Below are 23,924 nucleotides of genomic sequence, written 5' to 3' on the forward strand. Positions count from 1 at the left end.
CTTGCCGCTCGCTGCCATGACCGACCCGCGCCAGGCCCTGCGCCACGACCTGCGGCAACGCCGCCGTGACCTTAACGCTGGTGAGCGCATCGCCGCCGCCGAATCGCTTGCCGATGCCCTGCTCGCCCTGCCGTTCGCCCCGCGCGAAGGCGCCGTGGCCGGCTACTGGGCGCTGGATGGCGAAATCGCCCTGCACCGCTGGCAGCTGCAGCTGCCCGAAGGACTCACCTACTGCCTGCCGGTGCTGGCCGGCGACGTGCTGCGCTTCGCACCATGGCGGCCCGGGCAGCCGCTGACCAGCAACCGCTATGGCATCCCCGAGCCGGACGTGGCCGTGGAAGACACCCTGGAACCGGAACGGATGGCGCTGGTCGTGACCCCATTGGTGGGTTTCGACGCACAGTGCCGCCGGCTGGGCATGGGGGGCGGCTGGTATGATCGCAGCTTCGCCTTCCGCCACGACCGGCCGGCGCCGCCCTGGCTGGTCGGTGCTGCGTTCGCGGTGCAGCAGGTCGAGTCCTTGCCGGTGGCGTCGTGGGACGTGCCGGTGGATGCGATCTGCACCGAAGACGGCACCCTGTTCCCCTCCGCTGCCCCCGTGAACGCATGACCGCCCGCAAGCGCTACTGGCTGATGAAGTCCGAACCGGACGCCTTCTCCATCGATGACCTGGCAAAGGTCAAGGTCGAACCCTGGAACGGGGTGCGCAACTACCAGGCGCGCAATTTCATGCGCGATGGCATGCAGGTGGGCGACGGCATCCTGTTCTACCACTCCAACACCAAGGTGCCCGGCATCGTCGGCCTGGCCACCGTCGCCAGCCCAGCCTACCCGGACGACACCCAGTTCGACCCGAAATCCGACTACCACGACCCCAAGAGCACGCGCGAAAACCCGCGCTGGATGCTGGTGGACGTGGCCTTCGACCGCAAGCTCAAGCAGGTGATCGCGCTGGACGAGATCAAGCTGCACGCTGACGAGCTCGGCGAGGGCTTCCCGCTGGTTGCCAAGGGCAATCGCCTGTCGGTGTTCCCGGTGACCGCCGCGCAGTGGAAGCTGCTGCTGTCGCTGGAAAAGAAATCCTGATTCCCCGCCTGAGAGTTCTTCCCATGTCCGAAGCCAAGCGCCTGGCCGCCGAGAAAGCCATCGAGTACGTCGAAGACGGCATGATCGTCGGTGTCGGCACCGGTTCCACCGTGGCCTATTTCATCGATGCCCTGGCCCGCATCCAGCACCGCATCAAGGGAGCCGTGTCCAGCTCCGAGCAGAGCACCGCACGCCTGAAGCAGCACGGCATCGAGGTGATCGAGCTGAACCACAGTGGCAACCTGTCGCTGTACGTCGATGGCGCCGACGAGTGCGACCCGAACAAGTGCCTGATCAAGGGCGGCGGCGCCGCACTGACCCGCGAGAAGATCATTGCCGAGGCCAGCGAGCGCTTCATCTGCATCGTCGACCCGAGCAAGCAGGTGCCGGTGCTGGGCAAGTTCCCGCTGCCGGTGGAAGTGATCCCGATGGCGCGCAGCCTGGTCGCCCGCCAGATCCGCGACATGACCGGCGGCCAGCCGACCTGGCGCGAGGGCGTGGTCACCGACAACGGCAACCAGATCCTGGACATCCACAACCTGCAGATCACCGATCCGGAAAAGCTGGAGCGCGAGCTCAACCAGTTGCCGGGCGTGGTCTGCGTCGGCCTGTTCGCGCGCCGTCGCGCCGATGTGGTGATCGTCGGTGGCGAGCCGCCGGTCGTGCTCTGACCCTTCCCAAGGATCCTGACAATGTCGCTGTTGCGTTCGCTGCTGATGCTTCCGCTGCTGGCCCTGGCCGGCTGCGCCACCGACGCGGCCCGCCATTGGGTCGAGCTGGACGGCGCCCGCTACCAGGTCGAGCTGGCCACCAACGATGAAACCCGCGCGCGCGGGCTGATGTTCCGCGACCAGATGGCGGCCGACCACGGCATGCTGTTCATCCACGACCGCGAGGAAATGCAGGCGTACTGGATGAAGAACACCAAAATCGCGCTGGACATCCTTTACTTCGACAGCCAGCGCAAGCTGGTCAGCCAGCAGCGCGACGTACCGCCGTGCTCGGCCGGCGACATGTGCCCGCCCTATCCCAGCGGCGGCCCGGCGCGTTATGTGCTGGAACTCAACGCCGGCCAGGCCGAGAAGCTGCAGCTCAAGGACGGCACGGAGCTGAAATTCGGTCCGGGCATCGAAAAATAACGGTAGTGCCGGCCGCTGGCCGGCAATCCAACCCGACCGGGGTCAGATCCCTTTCGCAAGCGAAAGGGATCTGACCCCTGAATTTTTCACGCGACACCGCTTGAAACCGCCTGCGAATGACGCCAGTCTGTGGCCATGCAGGACCGGATCACACTCCCCGACTGGGATGCCTTGGCCGACCTCGAAGACGAGGCGCTGCCACTGTTGCCGACCGCGCTGCTGATCGCGCGCGATGAATACCCCGATCTGCAGCCGTCCACCTACGACGCGCTGATCCAGAGCCATGTCGAGCACCTCCGCTCGGAAGTGGAGAGCATCGACAACAGCCCGCTGAAGATGGCGGCGATCAACCGCCACCTGTTCGACGAGCTGGGCTACAGCGGCGACCACGACGAGTACTACGACCCGCGCAACAGCTACCTCAACCAGGTATTCGAGCGCCGCCTGGGCAACCCGATCTCGCTGGCGCTGGTGCAGATGGAAGTCGCGCGCCGGCTGGGTATTCCGCTCGATGGCGTGTCCTTCCCCGGCCACTTCCTGGTGCGCCTGCCGGTGGACGACGGCGTGCTGGTGATGGACCCGTTCAACGGTGGCCGGCCGCTGGACGTGGACGAACTGCGCGAGCGGGCCAAGTCACACCTGGGCGGGCAGATGCCCGACGACCAGGTGCTGGCGCAGATCCTCGACCCGGCACCCGCGCGCGCGATCCTGATGCGCATGCTGCGCAACCTGCACGGCGTGTATGCCGAAGCCGGCGAGTGGGACCGCGCCGCGCGCAGTGCCGACCGCCTGCTGAAGCTGGCCCCGGAGCAGGACGATGCGCTGCGCGACCGCGGTCTGGCCTACCTGCAGCTGGAGTACCTGGCCGGTGCCCGCCACGATCTGGGCCAGTACCTGAAGCGCAACCCGGAAGCCAGCGACGCGCAGTGGCTGCGCGAGAAGCTGATCGACCTCGGCGGGCCGATGCCGCGGCTGCATTGAGGGAGGCGGTGTGCGGACCGACAGTCCACACCTACCCTCATCAATCGACCTCGACCATCTCGAAATCGGCCTTGGTCACCCCGCAATCCGGGCAGGTCCAGGTCTCGGGAATGTCCTCCCAGCGCGTCCCTGGCATGATGCCTTCCTCCGGCAAGCCTTCTGCTTCGCTGTACAGGAAGCCGCAGACCACGCACATCCAGGTGCGCAAGGTGGTGGGGGTGGCATCGCTCATCGGATAATCAGGACTGGATTCACGGGCCGCCATTGTCCCATCGCGGTCCACTCACCGGTAGCCATCGATGACTTCTGCTTCCCCGGCGCCCCGCGGCGTCTACCTGATCACCCCGGACGAGCCCGATACCACACGCCTGCTGGCCCGTACCGCGCCGCTGCTGGCCGCGGGCGCCACCTGGCTGCAGTACCGCAACAAGACCGCAAGCGACGCGCTGCGGCGGGAGCAGGCCACCGCGCTGCAGGCACTGTGCGCAGACCACGGCGTACCGCTGATCGTCAACGACGACCCGGCGCTGGCCAAGGCCGTGGGCGCGGCGGGCGTGCACCTGGGCGGCACCGACGGCGACATCCCCAGCGCGCGCGCCCTGCTCGGCCCCGAGGCCATCATCGGCGCCTCCTGCTATGACCAGCTGGCCAATGCCGAGAGGGCCGTGGCCGCCGGCGCCAGCTACGTGGCCTTCGGCGCGTTCTTCCCGACCACCACCAAGATCACCACCAGCCGCGCCCATACCGACCTGCTGCGGCAAAGCGCCGCACTGGGCGTGCCGCGGGTGGCGATCGGTGGCCTGACGCCGGACAATGTCGGTCCCATCATCGACGCCGGCGCCGATCTGGTCGCCGTGGTCAGCAGCGTGTTCGCCGCCGAAGACCCGGTCGCGACCCAGCGCGCCTACCTCGCCCAGTTCGCGTAATGCCCAGGAAAGCCCCATGAACCACGACCAGTCCCACGCCCTGTTCTCCCGCGCCCAGCAGCTGTTGCCGGGCGGCGTCAATTCGCCGGTGCGCGCGTTCAAGTCGGTCGGCGGCGAGCCGTTCTTCGTTGAACGCGCCGACGGTGCCTACCTGTACGACGTCGATGGCAACCGCTACATCGACTACGTCGGCTCCTGGGGCCCGATGATCGTCGGCCACAACCATCCGGCGGTACGCCAGGCGGTGAAGAAGGCGATCGACAACGGCCTGTCGTTCGGCGCGCCATGCGCGGCCGAAGTCACCATGGCCGAGACCATCACCCGCCTGGTGCCGTCGTGCGAGATGGTGCGCATGGTCAACTCCGGCACCGAGGCCACCCTGTCGGCGATCCGGCTGGCGCGTGGCGCCACCGGCCGCAACCGCATCGTCAAGTTCGAAGGCTGCTACCACGGCCACGGCGACTCGTTCCTGGTCAAGGCCGGCAGCGGCATGTTGACCCTGGGCGTGCCGACCTCGCCGGGCGTCCCGGCCGGGCTGAGCGAACTGACCCTGACCCTGCCCTACAACGACTTCGAAGCGGCCACTGCGCTGTTCGAGCAGCAGGGCGATGACATCGCCGGCCTGATCATCGAACCGGTGGTCGGCAACGCCAACTGCATCCCGCCGCGAGAGGGCTACCTGCAGCACCTGCGCGAACTGTGCACGAAACACGGCGCGCTGCTGATCTTCGACGAAGTGATGACCGGCTTCCGCGTTGCCCTCGGCGGTGCGCAGGCGCACTACGGCATCACCCCGGACCTGACCACCTTCGGCAAGATCATCGGCGGCGGCATGCCGGTGGGCGCCTACGGCGGGCGCCGCGAGCTGATGCAGCAGATCGCCCCGGCCGGCCCGATCTACCAGGCCGGCACGCTGAGCGGCAACCCGGTGGCGATGGCCGCTGGCCTGGCGATGCTGGAGCTGATCCAGCAGCCGGGCTTCCACGCCGACCTGGCCGAGCGCACCGCACGCCTGTGCGCCGGCCTGGAAGCGGCCGCCGCCGAAGCCGGCGTGGCGGTGACCACCACCCGCGTGGGTGCGATGTTCGGGCTGTTCTTCACCAGTGAGAAGGTGGAGACCTATGCGCAGGCCACCGCCTGTGACATCCCAGCGTTCAACCGCTTCTTCCACGCGATGCTGGAGCAGGGCGTGTTCCTGGCGCCGTCGGCGTACGAGGCCGGTTTCCTGTCCAGCGCGCACGACGATGCCGTGATCGAGGCCACCCTCGCCGCTGCACGCGTGGCATTCAAGGCCGCCAAGGGCTGAGACACCCTCTGGTAGGTGCCAACCTTGGTTGGCACAAAAAGGGGACGGAGGGGATTAAGTCGTTTATGCACAAACGACTTAATCCCCTCCGTCCCCTTTTTTCAACCGAAGACGAACTTGCCCTTCATCATCGCGAAGTGGCCGGGGAACGAGCAGAAGAAGGTGTAGTCGCCGCCCTTCTGCAGGCCCTGGGTGGAAAAGCGCACGCGCGTGGTCTCGCCACCACCAATTACTTTGGTGTGCGCCAGCACGCGCTTGTCAGCCTTCGGCAGGTAGCTGTCGGCCAGGGTCATGCGCATGCCTGCCAGTGCCACCGGCTGGTAATCGGCAGTGCGGGTCAGCACCCAGTTATGGCCCATCGCGGTAGCGGCCAGCTTGCCGGTGTGGCGCAGGGTCAGGTCCACGGCAGTGCAGTCGGCGGCAAGCTTGATCTCGCGAGTGCTGAAGCTCATCTGGTCGGTGCTGTCGATGCTCACTGCACACACCCGCGCCATCGCCGACGGCGCCAGCATCAGCGCGCCCAGTCCCACTGCCACCCACCAAGCCTTCATCGTTGCCTCTCCTGCGGATTCAAGCGCCATTCTAGGCAGGCCCCTGCGGCCGCGTCTGCGACCGTCTGTCGCATGCCCACTCCAGGGTTTCCCGCGCACTCACTGCAATGGCATGCTCGACCGATGCGGATCGACCTGTTGCTGCTGGATGTGGACGGCGTGCTGGTACAGTACCAGCGCGCGCAGCGCGTGCTGCACCTGGCGCAGGTACTGGATGTTACCCCTGCCGCAGTGCAGGCGGCGCTGTTCGACAGCGGACTGGAAGCGGCGCATGACAACGGCACGCTGCAGGGTCCGGCCTATCTGGCGCGGCTGGGGGAGTGCCTGGGCAGGACCGTCGATGTACCCAGCTGGATCGCCGCACGCCAGGCGGCCAGCCATCCGCAGCACGCGGTGCTGCAGCGGCTGCAGGTCCTGCAGCTGCCACTGGCGGTACTGACCAACAATGGCGCGCTGATGGTGCAGGCGCTGCCCATCCTGCTGCCGGAACTGTTCCCTGCGCTGCAGGGACGCGTGTTCTGCAGCGCCGATTTCGGCCTGCGCAAACCCGCACCGGAGGTCTTCCTGCGCACGCTTGAGGCCCTCGGCGTGGCGCCTTCGCGCACGCTGTTCGTCGATGACCTGTTCGCCAATGTGCGCGGCGCACGCGCCGCCGGCCTGCACGCGGAAACCGTGCGCGATGGCCGAGGGCTGGGCAAGGTGTTGAAGCGATACGCGGTGGGCTGATCGGGGTCAGAGCCCTCTCCGCAGGAGAGGGATCCGACCCCAGCGCCGGGGCGTCAGCGCGCGGCGATGAACGCAGCAATCGCTGCGCGCAGGCGCTTGAGGCCTTCGGCCACTTCTTCGTCGGTGATGTTCAGCGACGGCACGAAGCGCAACACGTCCGGGCCGGCCTGCAGGGTCAGCAGGCCGTGCTCGGCGGCATGGTCGAGGATCGCCCCGGCCTGGCCGGCAAAGTCCTTGCCCAGCACCGCACCCAGCATCAGGCCGCGGCCACGCACGTCGCTGAACACACCGAACTCGTCGTTGATGCGGGCAAAGCCATCGCGCAGCGCCTTCGACTGGCGGCTGACATTGGCGGCGATCTCCGCCGAGGCCAGCTTGCGCAGTGCCACGCGGGCCACCGCAGCGGCCAGCGGGTTGCCGCCGAAGGTGGTGCCGTGCGCGCCGAACTGCATGGTCTCGGCCACCTTCGGGCCGGCCAGCATCGCGCCGATCGGGAAGCCGCCACCGAGTGCCTTGGCCAGGGTGACCATGTCCGGCACCACATCATCCTGCCAGTGCGCGAACAGCGTGCCGGTACGGCCCATGCCGGCCTGGATCTCGTCCAGCACCAGCAGTGCGTTGTGCTGGTCGCACAGTTCACGCACGCGCTTGAGGAAACCGGACTTGGCCGGCATCACGCCGCCCTCGCCCTGGATCGGCTCCAGCATCACCGCCGCCACGTCGCCGGCGGCCATCGCGGTTTCCAGCTGCACCTCATCGTTGAAATCGATGTAGCGGAAGCCGCCAGGCAGCGGCTCGTAGCCTTCCTGGTACTTCGGCTGGGCGGTGGCGGTCACCGCGCCCATCGTGCGGCCGTGGAAGCTGCCACGGAAAGTGATGATCACCCGCTTGTCGGCGGGACGGCCCTGGCTGGAGGCCCACTTGCGGACCATCTTGATCGCCACTTCGTTGGCTTCGGCGCCGGAGTTGCACAGGAACACGCGCTCGGCAAAGCGGCTGGCCTTCACCAGTTCCTCGGCCAGGTGCAGCGGCGGCGCGCTGTAGAACACGTTGCTGGTGTGCCAGAGCTTGCCGGCCTGCTCGACCAGCGCGGCCACCAGGTCCGGATCATTGTGGCCCAGGCCGCACACGGCGATGCCGGCGGCCAGGTCGATGAACTCACGCCCCTGGCTGTCCCACACGCGGGCGCCCTGCCCTCGCTCCAACACCACCTGGCGGGGCTTGTAGACCGGCAGGTAGTAGTGCGAAAGGGAGATCAGCGGATCGGTCGCGGCAGTCATGGCAGTCGGCAGGGTTCAGGAATGCCCATTCTCGCGCCGGAACCCCTGCGGCACAATGCGCCCATGCGACCGTTTTCCGCCCCCCAGCTCAACCCCGCCACCGAGACCGGCTGGCGCCGTCGGTGGTTCGACATCATCTACCGCCATGACTCGCGGCCCTCGCGCAACTTCGACCTGATCCTGGTGGTGGCGATCGTCGCCAGCATCCTGGTGGTGATGATCGACAGCGTGCAGCACCTGCATGCCGAGTGGTCCACCGGCCTGTACATCCTGGAATGGGGCTTCACCATCATCTTCACCGCCGAGTACCTGCTGCGGCTGGCGGTGGTCAAGCGACCGCTGCGCTACGCGGTGAGCATCTGGGGCATCATCGACCTGCTGTCGATCCTGCCCGCCTACCTGTCGATGTTCATCCCCGGCGCGCAGAGCCTGCTGGTGGTGCGTGCGCTGCGCATCCTGCGCGTGTTCCGCATCCTCAAGCTGACCCGCTACATCGAGGAAAGCGGCGTCCTGATGACGTCGCTGTGGCGCAGCAGGCGCAAGGTGCTGGTGTTCCTGTTCACGGTGATCACCATCACCATCATCGCCGGGGCGCTGATGTACGTGATCGAGGGCCCCGAACACGGCTTCACCAATATCCCGGCCAGCATGTACTGGGCGGTGGTGACCATGGCCACGGTCGGCTTCGGCGACATCGTGCCGCAGACCGTGCTTGGCCGCTTCGTCACCTCGGTGCTGATCCTGATCGGCTACAGCATCATCGCCGTGCCGACCGGCATCTACACCGCCGAACTGGCCAGCACCATGCGCGAAGCCGAACTGGCCGCGCGCCGCGATGCCCGCGGCTGCCCGCATTGCGGGCTGGAGGGGCATGAACCCGATGCGCGGCACTGCCGCAAGTGTGGTGGCCAGCTGCCGGATGCGTTCAGCCATTGAGGCACATGCCGGCCAACGCCCGGCACTACCGGACCAACAGGGTGCGCGCCGGGCATGGCCCGGCGCTACCGTGGGCAGATCCACGCCCTGCGTGGATCGCCCTCAACGCATCCGGTTGCTGGTGGTCACCAGGTCGTTGTAGGCATCCAGAATCGTCGACTGTGCGCCTTCAGGGTCGGTGGTGAGCCAGCTGCCCGACGCCTTGCGCTCGGCGGCCAGCGCATCGGCGGTGATCGGCTTGCCCTGTTCCAGGCGCTCGACTCCGCGCCCGGCGGTACGCACCAGCTTGTCGGCCGAGCGCTGCACATGGCCCCACATCGGGTCGTCCTTGCCGACACCACCGTTCTGGATTTCCGTCACCAGCGCCTGATAGTCGGCCAGCTGGCCGCGCAACACCGCAACGTCCGGTGCCTCGCCCTGGAACGCCATTGCCAGCTGCTTGCCATCGCCGACAAGGCGCAGATGGTAGTACGCCAGCGAGCGGCCTTCGCTTTCCTCGATCTGCTTCAGCTGGGCGGCGCGGCGATCGTTCTCGTTCTTTTCCAGCGCCGCATCCATCGCCTCGCTGGCCTTGAAGAAATCAGCATAGGCCTGCATCAGCGGGGCATGCTGGCTGCGCATCCCTTCACCACCATCGCGACGATAGTCCTCGCGGGTGAAATAGCCATCGGCGCGCTCGATCAGGGTGTTCAGCGCCAGGAACGCCTGCTGGTACTGCCGCGCGGCCGCATCCAGCGACGTCGCCGGGGCCTTTGCCAGCGCCTCGCTCAACGGCTGGCCGCAGTGCTCGACCCGGTGCGACAACACCTTGCCAGGTGAGCGCGGCTGCGCTTCCTTGCCGGTTGGACCGGCTTCGGGATCCTTCATCCAACCGGTGTAGGTCTGGAAACCCTCGTGGATGGGCTGTTCGACGCCGTTGTAGCACTCGATATAGGCGTTCACCTTTTCCAACCCGGGATCGGCGACAGCCAGCCCGGCCGGGTTGTTGCAGCCGGCCAGCGCGCAGAGCAGGAGAACAGGAATCAGGCGTGTGGATGCATTCAAATCAGTTCCTTGCACAAGTGAAAACTGCAGGCATCGTCATGCATGGCGCGAGCGCGCGCTCCAGCACCTCGGCAAGGTGCTGGCATTCGGGGCTGCAGGGCGTGTCATGCCTCAATCAACCTGCTCAATCGCGACAAAAATGAAGCGTTGAGCTTCCCGCTTACTGGCGGTTGCTCTGGAAAACCAGCGAGTTGTATTCCTGCATCAGCTTGCTGGCCGAGCCGCGTGGCGCCATCGAGGGCGAATCCAGCATGCGCCGTTCGAAATCGCTGTAGGGCGTCTTGCTGCTGACCCGCTGCAGCCGCTCCTTGCCTTCCCGACGGAAGTTCTCGGCTTCGCGCTCGAAGCTGTTCCAGTCCAGCTTGCCCGGCTCCTGATCGGCCACCTTGGCATGCGCCTCGTCGGAAATACGGTTGAAGGCGTCGAGTCGTTCACGGGCTTGGGCCGGATCAAAGTCGTCCTCGCTCATCAGCTCCACGATCGCCTTGGCTTCCAGCATCATCGCCAGACGGTAGTACTCGCGCGTTCGCCCCTCGGCCTGTTCCAATACCTTGAGCTGCTCGCGCTGGGCAGCGTCATTCTGGCGCTCCAGCTCGGCGTTGAACGTTTCGCTGGCAGCCACGAAGTCCTTGAATGCGGCCATCAAGGGCGCGTGCAGTTGCTTGCCCCTGGCAAACTGGTCGTCTTCGTAGTCCTGGCGATCGTAGTAGTCGTGCGCCTCCTTGCTGATCGGCACCAGCGCCTTCAGCGCCTGCTGATAATGGCTGGCAGCAACATCGAGTTCGGCCAGCGCCGGCTTGGCAGCCATCGCCTCGGTCACCGGGCCATCGCACTGCTTCATGTCGTAATCGCTGATCTCGAACGGGCCGTACACCTGTGTCTCGCGCCCGGTCGGGCCGGCCTCGACGTCCTTGATCCAGCGCGTATAGGACTGGAGGCTGTCGTGCGTCTTCGAATCAAGCGCGTTGAAGCAGCCGATGTAGGCGTTGAGCTTCGCAGTCAACTGCTGCTGTGCGTCGGACGGCACCGTGTTGGCCTCCGGCTTGCCCGAGGCGCCGGCGTCGCCAGCGGTTGCAGGAGCCTTGCCACCGCAGGCGGCCAGGACAAGCGACAGCGAAGCGGCCAGCGCCGCGACGGAAAGCGTACGTGACATGTGTTCACATCCCTGTTGAAAACGGTTACAGCCCTGTATTCTAGCGCAGCAGGCCGAGGGCCGCAGCCCTCGGCCCTTGCGCAACGTAGCACTCAGTCCAGGAACAGATCCGGCAACAACGACCGCGACGGGTCCACGGCATAGCCGGACAGGTCGCTGACGCCGGCCTGTGCCAGCACTTCATCGTCGATCAGGAACTGGCCATTGAAGCCCGCCGCTTCGCGCACCAGCACCGCATGCGCGGCGTCGGCCATGATCTGCGGCGTACGGCAGCCGGCCGCATCGACGCCCGGAATCATGTTGATCGCATCGGTGGCGATCACCGTGCGCGGCCACAGCGCGTTCACCGCCACACCCTGCGGGCCGAACTCCGCGGCCAGGCCGAGCGTGACGAAGCTCATGCCCATCTTCGCCAGCGTGTAGCCGGTATGCGCGCCCCACCACTTCGGCTCCAGGCTCGGCGGCGGTGCCAGGGTCAGGATGTGCGGGTTCGGCGCCTGCAGCAGGTACGGCAGGCAGGCCTGCGCACACAGGAAGCTGCCACGCGAATTGACCTGCTGCATCAGGTCGAAGCGTTTCATCGGCGTATCCAGCGTGCCACGCAGCCAGATCGCGCTGGCGTTGTTGATCAGGATGTCGATGCCCCCAAAGGTGTCGACCGTGGCCGCAACCGCGGCGTGCACCTGCTCTTCCTCGCGGATATCGCACTTCAGCGCCAGCCCCTGGCCACCGGCGGCGGTAACGGCCTCGGCCGCGCTGTGGATGGTACCTGGCAGCTTCGGGTTCGGCACCGCCGACTTGGCCGCAATGGCCACGTTCGCCCCGTCACGCGCAGCGCGCAGTGCGATGGCCAGGCCGATGCCACGCGAGGCACCCGTGATGAAAAGCGTTTTGCCCTGCAGACTGCCCACGTTCCACACTCCAGCGTATGCAATGAGCCGCTAGTATGCCGCGCCGACGTGGAGTTCACCCGGCCTTGACGATACTGGCGCCTCCAGTCAACGCACGAGGTCCACGCCATGCGCCGTTCCCGCCTGTTGCTGCCTGCCCTGGGGCTTGCCCTGCTGACCGCCTGCCAGGGCCGTTCGCCGGAACCCGGCAAGGAACCGTCGGCCGGTGACACGCCCAGCGCGGAGAAAGCCGCCGCAGACGGCAAGCTGCGCTGGAGCGAGGCAGTGGTGTGGGATGGCGACCTCAACGCCTGCCGCCAGGGCGGGAATGCAGCCACGCGTGAGTGCCTGCGCGATGCGATGCGCGCTGGTGGCGCAAGCGCCGATGCCATTGCTGCCGCCGAACAGTTGTCCACCGGCGGCGAGCTGGCCTACGTGACGGCCTGGCACGAGAACGAAGGCCTGGGCATTGCCACGGTCGAGTATCCGTTCCGCGCCAACACCAACGAGGGCACCCGCCTGGTCGACGCCACCGGCAAGCGCATCGATGTGGATGCCGTGCAGCTGGACGACACCCTGCGTGCCGACCCCGCTGTGCAGGCCCTGCTGAAGGACCACCCGCAGGCCACGCCGTTCGCACCGGCGCAGTCGGCCGGGGCCACGCCGCTGGAGAACGGCGGCATCCGCCTGCTGTACCGCACGCCGCTGCGTGACTGCCACGCCTGCCCGGATGTAGGCCAGCTGCAGATCGCCTACGACTTCGACGCCAAGCGCAACTTCATCGGCCAGCAGGTAGTGCCGGCAACGCCGTAAGGTCGCCGGCACTACATCAAGGCCGTCAGCGGGCGCATCCACGCATCGCGTGGATCTACCGGTACGCCTGCGCCTGCTTCCTCAGCAGATGCGGCACGATCAGCCGATGCACCGGCGCAACCGGCAGCATGTACACGCGCCCGAACGCGTTGTGCGTATGCACCACGGTCGCCACTTCCAGCACGTCGCCCTGCCACTGCAGGGCCAGCTGCACACGCAGGTGGCGGTCGTCGTCTTCCAGCACGATGGCATCGTCACTGAGCGACTGCAGGGTGAAGATGCCCAGTCGCTGCCCGGGTTGAGGATCCGCAACATCCTGCACCGCGCGCAACGAGCCCAGGTGCTTCATGCCGAGCAGGCGCATGCCGCGATTGCGCAGCGCCATCAGCCCATCGAACCAGCCGGGAATGGTCGCGGCCATATCGCGATAGGCCTGCAAGGCCGAGCGCCCATCACGATGGGTTGTTGCCTGGCAGGCGTGCACGAAGTCGGCACCGGCCAGCTGTGGGCGCAGGACGCTGCCCGCACTCGGTGGGCCGGTCACTACCTGCAGTGGACTCACGGCTTGGGCCCCTGCCCCTCGTTGTCTTCCCAATGCAGGATGCGACGGGTAACGAAGCGGTAGACCGGCTTGCCCGTGGCGAACCACAGTTCGCGCACCCACGAGGTGCGCTTGAGCACGCGCTTTTCCACTGGGGTGAGCGACTCACGGCAGTACATGCGCTTGTGCTTGAGCAGGTGGCGCAGGTCCTCGCGGGCCAGCAGGCGCATCCAGCGCGAGCGCGGGTTGCCGATCACTGCCAGCTGGAAGTCGATCAATGCCGGGCGGCCGTCTTCGGTCACCAGCCAGTTGGCTTCCTTGGCCAGGTCGTTGTGGGCCACGCCGCGCCGATGCAGCTGCTGCAGCAGCCGACGCGCGGCGCGGAACCAGGCCAGGTCGCCACGCGGTGGGCGCTGGTACATGGCGTCGCCGGCCATGAAACTGCGGTCGAGATGATGCCCATTCCACGCCAGCAGCTGCGGCACGTCAGCCATGCCATGGATATGGCGCAGCGCGCGCGCTTCGCGGCGGGCCAGCCACCAGGCCGGCAGGCGCAACCACAGCGGCGTGGCGCCCAGGTCACGGCGTACGAAGGGGCCGGCAGGCCCTTCCACACGGAGGATGCGACCGAAGCTGTCGGCCTTCAAAGCATGTGGTGGCGTGTCTGGCGTATGCGGCATGGGCCCATTCTAGGCGATGGCGCCGGTTGCAAACGGTCACCAAGCGGCTGGGAACCAGTCACCTTCACGCCCCTATAATCGGGCAATGGACTCTTCATGGATCGACGCCACGCTTGCGTGGATTGCCGCTCACCCCGTGCTGGCGGGTGCCGTTATCTTCCTCATCGCCTTCTGCGATGCGGTGATCATTCTCGGCGCCATCGTGCCGGCGCTGCCGCTGCTGTTTGCGGTGGGCGTGTTCATCGGCCTGGGCCAGATCTCCGGACCGTACGCGGTGGCGGCGGCCGCACTGGGCGCATTCGCCGGCGATGGCATCAGTTACTGGATCGGGCGCCGCTGGGGCGACCGCCTGCGTGGCGTGTGGCCGTTCAGCCGTTACCCGCAACTGCTCGACCGCGGCGAAAACCTGTTCCGCCGCAACGCGTTCAAGAGCATTCTGGTGGCACGCTACGTCGGCGCGATCCGGCCGTTCGTGCCGGCCATCGCGGGCATGATGAAGATGCCAGCCAGCCGCTATGTACAGGCCAGTGGTATCGCCAGCATTTCATGGGCGGTGCTGTTCCTGGCCCCCGGCTGGATTCTTGGCGAGGCCTATGACGCGGTCGCCGCAGTAGCCGGTCGGCTGGTGGTGGTGGTCGGCCTGCTGGCGGTGATCCTTGGCCTGGTCTGGGCCATCGTGCTGTACGGCTACCGCTGGTCGGCCGCGCGCATGGACAACTGGCTGGCACGCCTGCTCGACTGGTCCAACCGCCATCCGACGCTGGGCCGCTACACCGTCGGCGTGCTGGATCCGAAGCGGCGCGAGTCGGTGCCGCTGGCGATGCTGGCGCTGATGCTGCTGGTGCTGGGCTGGGGCTGGTTCGCGCTGCTGACCGTGGTGGTCGCGCATGGCGAGCCACTGGCGATCGACCTGCTGGTACACCAGGCAATGCTGGCCCTGCGCAACCCGCTGGCCGATTACCCGATGGCCGCGCTGGCGTCGCTGGGCGCCTGGCAGGTGCTGCTGCCGGCCACTGCGGCGGCGATGGGCTACCTGGTCTGGCGCCGGCGCTGGATGGCGGCCGCGCACTGGCTGGCCGCGCTGGCTTTCGGCCTGGCGCTGACCATGCTGCTCGGCGCTACCGTCGATGTTGTGCGCCCGGTCGACGCCAGCAGCGGCTTCGGCTTCCCGTCGGTGTCGGTGACGATGGCCACCATCACCTTCGGCTTCTTCGCGGTGCTGATCGCCCGCGAGATGCCCGGCCGTACCCGCGTCTGGCCGTACCTGGTGTCGGGCATCGTGGTCAGCCTGATCGGTTTCTCGCGCCTGTACCTGGGCGCGCATTGGCTGAGCGATGTGATCGGCGGCATGCTGTTCGGCACGTTCTGGCTGCTGGTGCTGGGCATCGCCTACCGCCGCCGCTTCAACCGCTCGTTCTGGGTGAAGCCGGTGGCATGGCTGTTCTACGGCGTCTTCGCCGTCGCCGCGATGTGGTACGCACCGCGCAACATCCCGGTGAAGCTGGAACGCTTCGAGCCGACCTTGCCGGCCCCGCAGGCAATGGACACGCAGGCCTGGTGGCAGCACGACTGGGCGACACTGCCGGCGCGCCGCAACGAGTTCGATGACGACCAGCGCTGGCCGCTGGACGTACAGGTGGCCGGTCCGCTGGCACCGCTGCAGGCGCAACTGGAAGCGCGCGGCTGGAAGCGGCAGGAGCAGGCCGGCTGGCAGCAGGCGCTGCTGATGCTGGACAAGAACACTGGCGCCGATGAACTGCCGGTGCTGCCGGCGACGCTGGAAACCCGCGTGGAAGCGCTGTTGATGGTACGCCCGGGTACACACCGTGATGAGCGCTACGTACTGCGCCTGTGGCCGGCCCCCGCGCAGTTGCAGCCGGGCAACACGCCGCTGTGGCTGGGCAGTGCACAGACCCTGCGCTACGAACGCCATTTCGAGTGGATCGGCATGTGGCACCCGCTGCGTGGCGTCGACCCGGCATTGAATGCCGTGAAGGACGCCGTGCAGGACCTGCCGCAGCGCGAGGACGTGCACAGCGAAACCGGGTTGCCGGTGCTGCGGTTGAAGACCACCACGCCCTGACCGGTACCGGTCGCGATCACCCAGTGTAGAGCCGAGCCCATGCTCGGCTGCTCTTCGCGGGATCCATCAAGCCGAGCATAGGCTCGGCTCTACAGCAGATCCACGCCATGCGTGGATGGCTTCTACGGCATCCAGCCCAGCAGCTGCTGCAATCGCTGGTGCGGATCGTCCATCTGCAGCAGCTGAAGGCGCTGCTGCTCGCTCAGCGGCAGCAGCTCGGCCAGCCGCCAGCCGACCCAGCTGGCCTGGTCCAGCAGCGCCGGATTGGCCGGCGCATAGGCCTCGCCGGCCTGCTCGATGATGTGCCCCAGCACCGTGGCCAGCAGTGCATGCTGTGGCCGCAGTTCGTCATCGGGGTCTTCCTCGCACCAGCGCACATCAGCCACCACCAGGCCGTTGTCGCGCACGCGGGTGCGCTCGACATGGAAGCGACGGGTACCGCGCAGGCGCAGCTGCAGCACGCCGTCGGCGCCGACATCGAAGTCTTCGATGCGTACCTGCACGCCAAAGGCGGCCGGTGTCGCCGGTGCGCCGACCTCCTCGCCCTCGAGGATCAGGCAGACGCCAAATCCCTCACCACTGCGGCCGCTGTCGCGGACCAGGTCCAGATAGCGCCGCTCGAACACGCGCAGGCCTACCGCTGCACCCGGTACCAGCGCGGTGTGCAGCGGGAACAGCGGCAGCGAGCCGTCGCCGCTCATCGGGCCTGCAGCGCGGCGAGGAAGCGGCGCGGGGCACCGTCGAAGCCACCGTTGGACATGAATACCACGTGGTCGCCGCTGCGCGCGCTGGCCTGCAGCTGCGCCAGCAATGCGTCGGTATCGGGCACCGCGTGGGCTTCGCCACGCACCGCGGCGATCACCGCCGCAGCATCCCAGGCCAGTTCCGGGCGATGCAGGAACACCACTTCATCGGCCAGCGCCAGCGAGGGAGCCAGCGCCTGCGCATGTGCGCCCAGCCGCATCGAGTTGCTGCGCGGCTCCATCGCGACCACGATGCGCGCATCACCCACCTTGGAACGCAGGCCCTCCAGCGTGGTGGCGATCGCAGTCGGATGGTGGGCGAAATCGTCGTAGACGGTGATGCCGTCATGGCTGCCGATCACTTCCATGCGGCGCTTGACGCTGCGGAAGCGTGCCAGCGCCGGAATAACCTGGGCGGGCGCCACGCCCACTGCATGCGCGGCGGCCAGCGCGGCCAATCCATTGAGCACGTTGTGGCGGCCCAGCAGCGACCACTGCACATCACCCAGCGCCTGCCCACGATGGTGCACGCGGAAGGCGCTGCCATCAGCGGCCAGCAGCTCGGCATGCCATTCCAGCGACGGATCGAATCCGAAGCGCTCGACCGGGGTCCAGCAGCCCATCGCCAGCACTTCGGCAAGGTACTGATCCTCGCCGTTGACGATCAGACGCCCACGTGCGGGTACGGTACGCACCAGATGGTGGAACTGGCGCTGGATCGCGGCCACGTCCGGGAAGATGTCGGCGTGGTCGTACTCAAGGTTGTTGAGGATGGCCACCAGCGGCCGGTAGTGCACGAACTTGCTGCGCTTGTCGAAGAAGGCCGTGTCGTACTCATCGGCTTCGACCACGAACTCGCGCCCCTGGCCCAGGCGGGCGGAGACACCGAAATCCTCGGCGACACCGCCGATCAGGAAGCCCGGCGAGCGCCCTGCACTTTCCAGCAGCCAGGTGAGGATGGTGGTGGTGGTGGTCTTGCCGTGGGTACCGGCCACGGCCAGCGTGTCGCGGCCCGGCAGCACCTGCTCGGACAGCCACTGCGCGCCGGAGATATAGCGCTGGCCGGCATCGAGCACGGCTTCCACGGCGGCATTGCCGCGCGACAGCGCGTTGCCGATCACCACCTCGTCGGTACCGGCCGGCACGCTGTCGGCACGGTAGCCCTGGTCCAGTGTGATGCCCAGCTGTTCGAGCTGGGTCGACATCGGCGGGTAGATGGCCTGGTCGCTGCCGCTGACGGAATGCCCAAGTTCCCGCGCCAGGGCGGCCACGCCGCCCATGAAGGTGCCGGCAATTGCAAGGATATGTACGCTGCTCATGACCGAGGATTGTGACCGATGACGGCTGTATAGGGCCAATGTCCGCTATCGGGTAAGACAACCCCTACACGGGATGTGAGAAAACTCCAATCAGCTGTCAGGGAATTCCCGATAGCGATGTTCTGTGAACCCGGACACAATTCGAACTGCCAGCCGCAGTACCCGAACCGGTCCTACTCCCCAAGAGGCCATCCCCAAGGGAGCTCATGCTGCGGGGCCCTGAGCAAGCCCTTCGCTGGCGCCTATCAAACGACACAGGCCTGATCCTCGCGGACCAGGCCTGTGTTTTTTGCGCCTGAAGGACCGGACGCATGCCGGCCCCGCCGGATCAGGCCTTGATCGCTGCCAGGATGCGGGCTTCGATCTCGTCCAGCTCACCGACGCCATCGACGCGGGCCAGGGTGCCACGGCCGGCGTAGAAATCGACCACCGGGGCGGTCTGGTCGTTGTAGACCTGCAGGCGCTGGCGCACCGCTTCCGGGTTGTCATCGGCGCGGCCCTGCTCCTTGGCGCGGCCGGCGATGCGGTCCACCAACAGCTCGGTGGGCACATCCAGCTGCACCACCGCGTCCAGCGGCTGGCCGATCTTGGCCAGCAGGCCATCCATCGCATTGGCCTGGGCCACATTGCGCGGGTAGCCATCGAGGATGAAGCCCTTGGCGACATCAGCCTGGGTCAGGCGCGACTCCAGCATGCCCAGCAGGATGTCGTCCGACACCAGGTTGCCGGCATCCATCACCGTCTTGGCCTGCTTGCCCAGCTCCGTGCCGGCGGCGATTTCCGCGCGCAGCATGTCACCGGTCGAAATGTGGGCGATCCCCAGCTTTTCCTTCAGGCGCGTCGCCTGTGTCCCCTTGCCCGAACCGGGCGGTCCCAACAGAACCAATCGCATTGACCTGACTCCAACGTGTTGAAAACAAAGAAGGTTCGCGTCCCGGACGGTCCGGTATCGCTGCACCGCAATAGCGCCACTTTACCGCATCCGGGTAATGTCCCTGCAATGTCCCCTCCCCCGAGCAGGTAGAAGCATGCGCAACGGTACTCTCCTTTATGCCCAGTCCGGCGGTGTCACCGCCGTCATCAATGCCACGGCGGCAGCGGTGATCGAGCAGGCCCGGGCCAAGGGCATCAAGGTCCTGGCGGCCCGCAACGGCATCCTCGGCGCGCTGCGCGAGGAGCTGATCGACACCAGCAGGGAGAGTGCCGCCGCGATCCGCGCCCTCGCCCATACCCCGGGCGGCGCCTTCGGATCGTGCCGGGTCAAGCTGAAATCGCTGGATGCCGACCGCGCCCGCTATGACCGCCTGCTGGAGGTGCTGCAGGCCCACGACGTGCGCTGGTTCCTCTACAACGGCGGCAACGACTCGGCCGACACCGCACTGAAGGTCTCGCAGCTGGCCAAGGCCTCCGGCTACGACCTGACCTGTATCGGCGTGCCCAAGACCATCGACAACGACCTTGCCGTTACCGATACCTGCCCCGGCTTCGGGTCAGCGGCCAAGTACACCGCGGTCTCGGTGCGCGAAGCAGCACTGGACGTGGCGGCGATGGCCGAAACGTCCACCCGTGTCTTCATCTACGAAGCGATGGGCCGCCACGCCGGCTGGCTGGCCGCCGCCGCCGGCCTGGCCGGCAACGGTGATGACGAAGCGCCGCACATCATCCTGCTGCCCGAGCGCGCCTACGACGAGGCCACGTTCCTGGCCAAGGTGAAAGCCGTGGTCGAGCGCGTCGGCTACTGCGTGGTGGTGGCGTCGGAAGGCATTGCAACCGCCGATGGCCGCTTCGTTGCCGATGCCGGCGGTGGCAAGGACTCGTTCGGTCATTCGCAGCTCGGCGGCGTGGCGGCGCACTTGGCCGGCCGGGTCAAGGATCAGCTGGGCCTGAAGGTGCACTGGGCACTGCCCGATTACCTGCAGCGCTCGGCCCGCCACCTGGCCAGCAGGACCGACTGGGAGCAGGCGCAGGCGGTGGGCAAGGCCGCGGTGCAGCTGGCACTGAAGGGCCAGAATGGCGTGATGCCGGTGATCGTGCGCAGCAGCGATGCGCCCTATCGCTGGAAGATCGAAGCGGCGCCGCTGTCGAAGATCGCCAACCACGAGAAGAAGATGCCGGCTGGTTTCATCCGCCGCGATGGCTTCGGCATCACGGCCAGGGCGCGCGCCTACCTGTCACCATTGATCAAGGGCGAAGCACCGCTTCCCTATGGCACCGATGGCCTGCCGAAGTACGTCACCCTGAAGAACGTAGCGGTGAAGCAGAAACTGCCGGCCTTCGAAGGCTGACCTGAAAAAGGGGACGGAGGGGATTAAGTCGCATACGCCCCTCTGTCATCTCCAACAGCATCAGCAGTGGGTCGGATACGACTTAATCCCCTCCGTCCCCTTTTCATGGAGATCAGCATGGCACTGCGTGTTGTCCGACTCGGTACGCCGCGCCAACCCGGCGAGGGACTGCGCATCGGCACGGTGCGGCGGCCGCCGCGCGGCGTGCCGCGCAGCGAGTTCGCCCGACAGGACTGGTACGACGTCTGGTTTCCTACGCTGTCACCCAGCGCGGAGCTGGTGAAGCGGGCACATGAGGCAACGACGGCGGCCGATTGGACCGCCTTCTTCCGCCATTACAAGGCCGAGATGAAGGCGCCCGATGCCGCCCACGCGCTGGACCTTCTGGCCGCGATGTCGCAACACAGCGACATCAGCGTGGGCTGCTACTGCGAGGATGAAGCGCACTGCCACCGCAGGGCATTGCGCGAGCTGCTGGTGGCGCGCGGGGCAATGCTGGCGGATTGATCAGCCGGATGTCGGCCGTGGATGACGGCACGGGTGCACCACCCACGCGACTTCAATTGCAGGCCTTGCCTTCCATCTGCAACTGCGCGGCGAACATCGTCACCTGCGGAATCTGGCCGGCGGCGGCCTGCTTCTTCGCCTCTTCCAGATAAATGCGCGATTGGCCCTGCCCGTCCAGCTCGACCTTGTGGCTCGACGGCAGGCGCCACACCCGGACCACCGCCTGCTGCGCCGGGCACGCGGCATTGGGCACGCGGATCACATCATTGAGCTTCCAGCCCTTGTCGGCACTCGGCTGCGCCTTGGTGTAATCGACGAAGCGCGCGCGTGGCTGGCATTGCTCGCTGGTCCGGACGGCGGAGAAGCGATATGGCGCGGCGGCATCACCGGTGAACGCACCTTCCAGCCGCGCGCAGGCCTCGGGGATCTGCCGCAGCGTATGCACCGCGCCCACCGCCTGCGGCGCACCGACCGCACGCTGCAGTTCCGGCGTTTCCGCAGCGAAGGCCGGTGCGGCCGGGACCAGGGCGGCAAGCATCAACAGGGACAGGCGCATGGGGAATCTCCTACGGGGCTGTGCGCAGGCTTGCAGAGGCTGCCTTAACGGGGTGCAAAGGCCGTTGGCTCGCCAATCATGCCCAGGGCCCGACGGCATGCGCCGCGGCTCCCAGGAGCCGGTCGAGTATGGCTCGACTCTACAAGTGGCGGCACGCATACTGCGGGCACCAGGGAATGCTGAACACCGCCATACGTCGGACGACCGCCAAGGTCGGTACGGGTTGGTTCCAGGCTGCAGCCCGTCGTCCCCCTCGTGGTGCCGTTCATCGCCACTGGATGCCTACATCCATTCTGCGGAGGGGTCTAATGCTGGAACGTCACGGGCTGTCACTGGCGCTGGGCTGCGCCATTCTCGCGATCCTGTTCGGAATCGTCTCGGCGCGCTGGATCCTGCGCCAACCCACCGGCAATGCGCGCATGATCGCGATCGCCACCGCGATCCAGGAAGGTGCGCGTGCCTATCTCAACCGCCAGTACCTGACCATCGGCATCGCCGGCGTGGTGCTGTTCGTGCTGGTCGGCATCTTCCTCAGCTGGTACACCGCGATTGGTTTTGCAGTCGGCGCGGTGCTGTCCGGCGCCGCCGGCTACATCGGCATGAACGTGTCGGTACGCGCCAACGTGCGTACCGCAGAGGCGGCGCGCAACGGCATCAGCGCGGCGATGGACGTCGCCTTCCGCGGCGGCGCGATCACCGGCATGCTGGTGGTCGGGCTGGGCCTGCTGGGCGTGGCCGGCTACTACGCACTGCTGTTGCAGATGGGCCTGCCGATGGAACAGGCGCTGCACGCGCTGGTCGGCCTGGCCTTCGGCTCCTCGCTGATCTCGATCTTCGCGCGCCTGGGCGGCGGCATCTTCACCAAGGGCGCCGACGTGGGTGCCGACCTGGTCGGCAAGGTCGAAGCCGGCATTCCCGAGGACGATCCGCGCAACCCGGCGGTGATCGCCGACAACGTCGGTGACAACGTCGGCGACTGCGCCGGCATGGCGGCCGACCTGTTCGAGACCTACGCGGTGACCGTGATCGCCACCATGCTGCTGGGCAGCCTGATGCTGGCCGAAGCCGGTGCCAACGCGGTGCTGTATCCGCTAGTACTGGGCGGCGTGTCGATCATCGCTTCGATCATCGGCGCGCTGTTCGTCAAGGTGAAGCCAGGCGGCTCGATCATGGGCGCGCTGTACAAGGGCGTGATCGTTTCCGGCGTGCTGGCCGCCATCGCCTTCTACCCGATCACCACCGGACTGATGTCCGACAACGTGCATGGACCGATGGCGCTGTATGGCTGCGCGCTGATCGGCCTGGTCCTGACCGGCCTGATCGTGTGGATCACCGAGTACTACACCGGCACCCAGTACAAGCCGGTGCAGCACGTGGCGCAGGCGTCGACCACCGGCCACGGCACCAACATCATCGCCGGACTCGGCATCTCGATGAAATCCACCGCGCTGCCGGTGGTGGCGGTGTGTGCGGCGATCTGGGGTGCGTTCGCACTGGGCGGCCTGTACGGCATCGCCATTGCCGCAACCGCGATGCTGTCGATGGCAGGGATGATCGTCGCCCTCGATGCCTACGGCCCGATCACCGACAACGCCGGTGGCATCGCCGAAATGGCCGAGCTGCCTTCGGAGATCCGCGACATCACCGACCCGCTGGATGCGGTGGGCAACACCACCAAGGCCGTGACCAAGGGCTATGCGATCGGCTCGGCGGCGCTGGCGGCACTGGTGCTGTTCGCCGACTACACCCACAACCTGCAGGCAGCCAATCCCGGCCAGGAGTTCCGCTTCGATCTCAGCGACCACACGGTGATCATCGGCCTGTTGATCGGCGGCCTGATCCCCTACCTGTTCGGTGCGATGGCGATGGAAGCGGTCGGCCGCGCGGCAGGCGCAGTGGTGGAAGAAGTGCGCCGCCAGTTCCGCGAGATTCCCGGCATCATGCAGGGCACCGGCAAGCCGCAGTACGACAAGGCGGTGGACATGCTGACCCGCTCGGCGATCCGCGAAATGATCGTGCCCTCGCTGTTGCCGGTCGCCGTGCCGGTGGTGGTCGGCCTGCTGCTGGGGCCGCGCGCACTGGGCGGCCTGCTGATCGGCACGATCGTCACCGGCCTGTTCGTGGCCATCTCGATGACCACCGGCGGCGGCGCCTGGGACAACGCCAAGAAATACATCGAGGATGGCCACTTCGGTGGCAAGGGCAGCGAAGCGCACAAGGCTGCGGTGACCGGCGATACCGTCGGTGACCCGTACAAGGACACCGCCGGCCCGGCAATCAATCCGCTGATCAAGATCATCAACATCGTGGCGCTGCTGCTGGTGCCGCTGCTGTAGATCCACGCGACGCGTGGATGGCAGGCTCGACGGGGCCAGAACC

At 67.0% G+C, this 23,924-nt stretch carries 26 protein-coding genes; 14 read left to right on the top strand and 12 right to left on the bottom strand.

Annotated features, from left to right (window positions below):
* The first annotated feature begins 16 nt into the window (after positions 1 to 16).
* From PEM_RS13985 to PEM_RS14005, 5 genes are all read left to right on the top strand, one after another.
* On the top strand, positions 17 to 610 hold the full coding sequence (locus PEM_RS13985; protein WP_032954483.1) for a 5-formyltetrahydrofolate cyclo-ligase: 594 nt from the start codon (positions 17 to 19) through the stop codon (positions 608 to 610).
* On the top strand, positions 607 to 1,086 hold the full coding sequence (locus PEM_RS13990; RefSeq protein WP_005419001.1) for an EVE domain-containing protein: 480 nt from the start codon (positions 607 to 609) through the stop codon (positions 1,084 to 1,086). The genes PEM_RS13985 and PEM_RS13990 overlap by 4 nt, the downstream gene beginning before the upstream one ends.
* Before the next feature lie 23 nt (positions 1,087 to 1,109).
* Positions 1,110 to 1,757, top strand: a complete 648-nt coding sequence (rpiA, locus tag PEM_RS13995; protein WP_005419003.1) for a ribose-5-phosphate isomerase RpiA — start codon at positions 1,110 to 1,112, stop codon at positions 1,755 to 1,757.
* 21 nt (positions 1,758 to 1,778) lie between these two features.
* On the top strand, positions 1,779 to 2,225 hold the full coding sequence (locus PEM_RS14000) for a DUF192 domain-containing protein (RefSeq protein ID WP_005419005.1): 447 nt from the start codon (positions 1,779 to 1,781) through the stop codon (positions 2,223 to 2,225).
* 135 nt (positions 2,226 to 2,360) lie between these two features.
* The gene (locus tag PEM_RS14005; protein ID WP_005419007.1) at positions 2,361 to 3,206 is read left to right on the top strand and encodes a SirB1 family protein; all 846 of its coding nucleotides are present in this window, start codon (positions 2,361 to 2,363) and stop codon (positions 3,204 to 3,206) included.
* A 40-nt stretch (positions 3,207 to 3,246) separates the two neighbouring features.
* Here PEM_RS14005 and PEM_RS14010 read toward each other — a convergent pair whose 3' ends face one another.
* Positions 3,247 to 3,471 (bottom strand): rubredoxin, encoded by a 225-nt coding sequence (locus tag PEM_RS14010; RefSeq protein ID WP_080104347.1) that lies wholly within the window; start codon positions 3,469 to 3,471, stop codon positions 3,247 to 3,249.
* 34 nt (positions 3,472 to 3,505) lie between these two features.
* Between PEM_RS14010 and thiE the strand changes: the two genes are divergently transcribed.
* Together thiE and hemL are read left to right on the top strand one after the other, a co-directional pair.
* Positions 3,506 to 4,132 (top strand): thiamine phosphate synthase, encoded by a 627-nt coding sequence (thiE, locus tag PEM_RS14015; RefSeq protein ID WP_005419011.1) that lies wholly within the window; start codon positions 3,506 to 3,508, stop codon positions 4,130 to 4,132.
* Between the two features lie 16 nt (positions 4,133 to 4,148).
* Positions 4,149 to 5,438, top strand: a complete 1,290-nt coding sequence (hemL, locus tag PEM_RS14020) for a glutamate-1-semialdehyde 2,1-aminomutase (protein ID WP_095377969.1) — start codon at positions 4,149 to 4,151, stop codon at positions 5,436 to 5,438.
* Between the two features lie 101 nt (positions 5,439 to 5,539).
* Here the strand turns inward: hemL and azu are convergent, their stop codons facing one another.
* Positions 5,540 to 5,989 (bottom strand): azurin, encoded by a 450-nt coding sequence (azu, locus tag PEM_RS14025; protein WP_005419015.1) that lies wholly within the window; start codon positions 5,987 to 5,989, stop codon positions 5,540 to 5,542.
* 123 nt (positions 5,990 to 6,112) lie between these two features.
* Here azu and PEM_RS14030 point away from each other — a divergent pair, with 123 nt between their 5' ends.
* On the top strand, positions 6,113 to 6,715 hold the full coding sequence (locus tag PEM_RS14030) for an HAD-IA family hydrolase (RefSeq protein WP_005419017.1): 603 nt from the start codon (positions 6,113 to 6,115) through the stop codon (positions 6,713 to 6,715).
* 53 nt (positions 6,716 to 6,768) lie between these two features.
* On the opposite strand, the gene PEM_RS14035 is transcribed toward PEM_RS14030, so the two are convergent.
* Positions 6,769 to 7,995, bottom strand: a complete 1,227-nt coding sequence (locus PEM_RS14035; protein WP_053497478.1) for an acetylornithine transaminase — start codon at positions 7,993 to 7,995, stop codon at positions 6,769 to 6,771.
* Positions 7,996 to 8,058: 63 nt separating this feature from the next.
* Here PEM_RS14035 and PEM_RS14040 point away from each other — a divergent pair, with 63 nt between their 5' ends.
* Entirely contained in the window at positions 8,059 to 8,931 is an 873-nt protein-coding gene (locus PEM_RS14040) for an ion transporter (RefSeq protein ID WP_069139259.1), read from the top strand.
* A 102-nt stretch (positions 8,932 to 9,033) separates the two neighbouring features.
* Here the strand turns inward: PEM_RS14040 and PEM_RS14045 are convergent, their stop codons facing one another.
* The 3 genes from PEM_RS14045 to PEM_RS14055 all read right to left on the bottom strand — a co-directional run bounded on the left by PEM_RS14045 (position 9,034) and on the right by PEM_RS14055 (position 12,039).
* Positions 9,034 to 9,975, bottom strand: a complete 942-nt coding sequence (locus PEM_RS14045; protein WP_111129424.1) for a YiiG family protein — start codon at positions 9,973 to 9,975, stop codon at positions 9,034 to 9,036.
* A gap of 160 nt (positions 9,976 to 10,135) precedes the next feature.
* Complete coding sequence (locus PEM_RS14050) at positions 10,136 to 11,128, bottom strand: YiiG family protein (protein ID WP_111129425.1); 993 nt, start codon at positions 11,126 to 11,128, stop codon at positions 10,136 to 10,138.
* Between the two features lie 92 nt (positions 11,129 to 11,220).
* The gene (locus tag PEM_RS14055; RefSeq protein WP_005419027.1) at positions 11,221 to 12,039 is read right to left on the bottom strand and encodes an NAD(P)-dependent oxidoreductase; all 819 of its coding nucleotides are present in this window, start codon (positions 12,037 to 12,039) and stop codon (positions 11,221 to 11,223) included.
* A gap of 108 nt (positions 12,040 to 12,147) precedes the next feature.
* Between PEM_RS14055 and PEM_RS14060 the strand changes: the two genes are divergently transcribed.
* Positions 12,148 to 12,831 carry a hypothetical protein gene (locus tag PEM_RS14060; protein ID WP_005419028.1) on the top strand — a complete coding sequence of 228 codons (684 nt, stop codon included), beginning with the start codon at positions 12,148 to 12,150 and terminating at the stop codon, positions 12,829 to 12,831.
* A 55-nt stretch (positions 12,832 to 12,886) separates the two neighbouring features.
* Here PEM_RS14060 and PEM_RS14065 read toward each other — a convergent pair whose 3' ends face one another.
* Both PEM_RS14065 and PEM_RS14070 read right to left on the bottom strand, forming a co-directional pair.
* The gene (locus tag PEM_RS14065) at positions 12,887 to 13,393 is read right to left on the bottom strand and encodes a DUF2867 domain-containing protein (protein WP_065185340.1); all 507 of its coding nucleotides are present in this window, start codon (positions 13,391 to 13,393) and stop codon (positions 12,887 to 12,889) included.
* Positions 13,390 to 14,052 carry a serine/threonine-protein kinase gene (locus tag PEM_RS14070; protein ID WP_049413709.1) on the bottom strand — a complete coding sequence of 221 codons (663 nt, stop codon included), beginning with the start codon at positions 14,050 to 14,052 and terminating at the stop codon, positions 13,390 to 13,392. The genes PEM_RS14065 and PEM_RS14070 overlap by 4 nt, the downstream gene beginning before the upstream one ends.
* A gap of 85 nt (positions 14,053 to 14,137) precedes the next feature.
* Between PEM_RS14070 and PEM_RS14075 the strand changes: the two genes are divergently transcribed.
* Positions 14,138 to 16,135, top strand: coding sequence for a bifunctional DedA family/phosphatase PAP2 family protein (locus tag PEM_RS14075; RefSeq protein ID WP_032954490.1), 1,998 nt, complete (start codon positions 14,138 to 14,140; stop codon positions 16,133 to 16,135).
* Between the two features lie 122 nt (positions 16,136 to 16,257).
* Here PEM_RS14075 and PEM_RS14080 read toward each other — a convergent pair whose 3' ends face one another.
* The 3 genes from PEM_RS14080 to PEM_RS14090 all read right to left on the bottom strand — a co-directional run bounded on the left by PEM_RS14080 (position 16,258) and on the right by PEM_RS14090 (position 19,089).
* Entirely contained in the window at positions 16,258 to 16,836 is a 579-nt protein-coding gene (locus PEM_RS14080) for an LON peptidase substrate-binding domain-containing protein (protein WP_005419042.1), read from the bottom strand.
* On the bottom strand, positions 16,833 to 18,197 hold the full coding sequence (mpl, locus tag PEM_RS14085; protein WP_005419043.1) for a UDP-N-acetylmuramate:L-alanyl-gamma-D-glutamyl-meso-diaminopimelate ligase: 1,365 nt from the start codon (positions 18,195 to 18,197) through the stop codon (positions 16,833 to 16,835). The genes PEM_RS14080 and mpl overlap by 4 nt, the downstream gene beginning before the upstream one ends.
* A 328-nt stretch (positions 18,198 to 18,525) precedes the next feature.
* A complete protein-coding gene (locus PEM_RS14090; protein ID WP_005419045.1) occupies positions 18,526 to 19,089 on the bottom strand; it encodes an adenylate kinase in 564 nt (187 codons plus the stop codon).
* Positions 19,090 to 19,225: 136 nt separating this feature from the next.
* On the opposite strand from PEM_RS14090, the gene PEM_RS14095 reads away from it, so the two are divergent.
* Entirely contained in the window at positions 19,226 to 20,482 is a 1,257-nt protein-coding gene (locus PEM_RS14095; protein WP_005419049.1) for a 6-phosphofructokinase, read from the top strand.
* Positions 20,483 to 20,599: 117 nt separating this feature from the next.
* Entirely contained in the window at positions 20,600 to 20,989 is a 390-nt protein-coding gene (locus PEM_RS14100; RefSeq protein WP_005419050.1) for a DUF488 family protein, read from the top strand.
* A 52-nt stretch (positions 20,990 to 21,041) separates the two neighbouring features.
* Here the strand turns inward: PEM_RS14100 and PEM_RS14105 are convergent, their stop codons facing one another.
* The gene (locus PEM_RS14105) at positions 21,042 to 21,545 is read right to left on the bottom strand and encodes a hypothetical protein (protein WP_061480501.1); all 504 of its coding nucleotides are present in this window, start codon (positions 21,543 to 21,545) and stop codon (positions 21,042 to 21,044) included.
* A gap of 308 nt (positions 21,546 to 21,853) precedes the next feature.
* Between PEM_RS14105 and PEM_RS14110 the strand changes: the two genes are divergently transcribed.
* A complete protein-coding gene (locus PEM_RS14110) occupies positions 21,854 to 23,881 on the top strand; it encodes a sodium-translocating pyrophosphatase (protein WP_005419062.1) in 2,028 nt (675 codons plus the stop codon).
* Positions 23,882 to 23,924 lie beyond the last annotated feature (43 nt).

The organism is Stenotrophomonas sp. Pemsol (assembly GCF_003586545.1).
Classification (GTDB): domain Bacteria; phylum Pseudomonadota; class Gammaproteobacteria; order Xanthomonadales; family Xanthomonadaceae; genus Stenotrophomonas; species Stenotrophomonas sepilia.

Coding starts and splice junctions, on each gene's coding strand:
- PEM_RS13990 (WP_005419001.1), top strand. CDS start 607: ATGACCGCCCGCAAGCGCTACTGGCTGATGAAGTCCGAACCGGACGCC.
- thiE (WP_005419011.1), top strand. CDS start 3,506: ATGACTTCTGCTTCCCCGGCGCCCCGCGGCGTCTACCTGATCACCCCG.
- PEM_RS14000 (WP_005419005.1), top strand. CDS start 1,779: ATGTCGCTGTTGCGTTCGCTGCTGATGCTTCCGCTGCTGGCCCTGGCC.
- PEM_RS13985 (WP_032954483.1), top strand. CDS start 17: ATGACCGACCCGCGCCAGGCCCTGCGCCACGACCTGCGGCAACGCCGC.
- PEM_RS14035 (WP_053497478.1), bottom strand. CDS start 7,995: ATGACTGCCGCGACCGATCCGCTGATCTCCCTTTCGCACTACTACCTG.
- PEM_RS14030 (WP_005419017.1), top strand. CDS start 6,113: ATGCGGATCGACCTGTTGCTGCTGGATGTGGACGGCGTGCTGGTACAG.
- PEM_RS14010 (WP_080104347.1), bottom strand. CDS start 3,471: ATGGCGGCCCGTGAATCCAGTCCTGATTATCCGATGAGCGATGCCACC.
- PEM_RS14090 (WP_005419045.1), bottom strand. CDS start 19,089: ATGCGATTGGTTCTGTTGGGACCGCCCGGTTCGGGCAAGGGGACACAG.
- PEM_RS14070 (WP_049413709.1), bottom strand. CDS start 14,052: ATGCCGCATACGCCAGACACGCCACCACATGCTTTGAAGGCCGACAGC.
- PEM_RS14095 (WP_005419049.1), top strand. CDS start 19,226: ATGCGCAACGGTACTCTCCTTTATGCCCAGTCCGGCGGTGTCACCGCC.
- hemL (WP_095377969.1), top strand. CDS start 4,149: ATGAACCACGACCAGTCCCACGCCCTGTTCTCCCGCGCCCAGCAGCTG.
- rpiA (WP_005419003.1), top strand. CDS start 1,110: ATGTCCGAAGCCAAGCGCCTGGCCGCCGAGAAAGCCATCGAGTACGTC.
- PEM_RS14080 (WP_005419042.1), bottom strand. CDS start 16,836: ATGAGCGGCGACGGCTCGCTGCCGCTGTTCCCGCTGCACACCGCGCTG.
- PEM_RS14100 (WP_005419050.1), top strand. CDS start 20,600: ATGGCACTGCGTGTTGTCCGACTCGGTACGCCGCGCCAACCCGGCGAG.
- PEM_RS14060 (WP_005419028.1), top strand. CDS start 12,148: ATGCGCCGTTCCCGCCTGTTGCTGCCTGCCCTGGGGCTTGCCCTGCTG.
- PEM_RS14105 (WP_061480501.1), bottom strand. CDS start 21,545: ATGCGCCTGTCCCTGTTGATGCTTGCCGCCCTGGTCCCGGCCGCACCG.
- mpl (WP_005419043.1), bottom strand. CDS start 18,197: ATGAGCAGCGTACATATCCTTGCAATTGCCGGCACCTTCATGGGCGGC.
- PEM_RS14050 (WP_111129425.1), bottom strand. CDS start 11,128: ATGTCACGTACGCTTTCCGTCGCGGCGCTGGCCGCTTCGCTGTCGCTT.
- azu (WP_005419015.1), bottom strand. CDS start 5,989: ATGAAGGCTTGGTGGGTGGCAGTGGGACTGGGCGCGCTGATGCTGGCG.
- PEM_RS14110 (WP_005419062.1), top strand. CDS start 21,854: ATGCTGGAACGTCACGGGCTGTCACTGGCGCTGGGCTGCGCCATTCTC.
- PEM_RS14075 (WP_032954490.1), top strand. CDS start 14,138: ATGGACTCTTCATGGATCGACGCCACGCTTGCGTGGATTGCCGCTCAC.
- PEM_RS14040 (WP_069139259.1), top strand. CDS start 8,059: ATGCGACCGTTTTCCGCCCCCCAGCTCAACCCCGCCACCGAGACCGGC.
- PEM_RS14005 (WP_005419007.1), top strand. CDS start 2,361: ATGCAGGACCGGATCACACTCCCCGACTGGGATGCCTTGGCCGACCTC.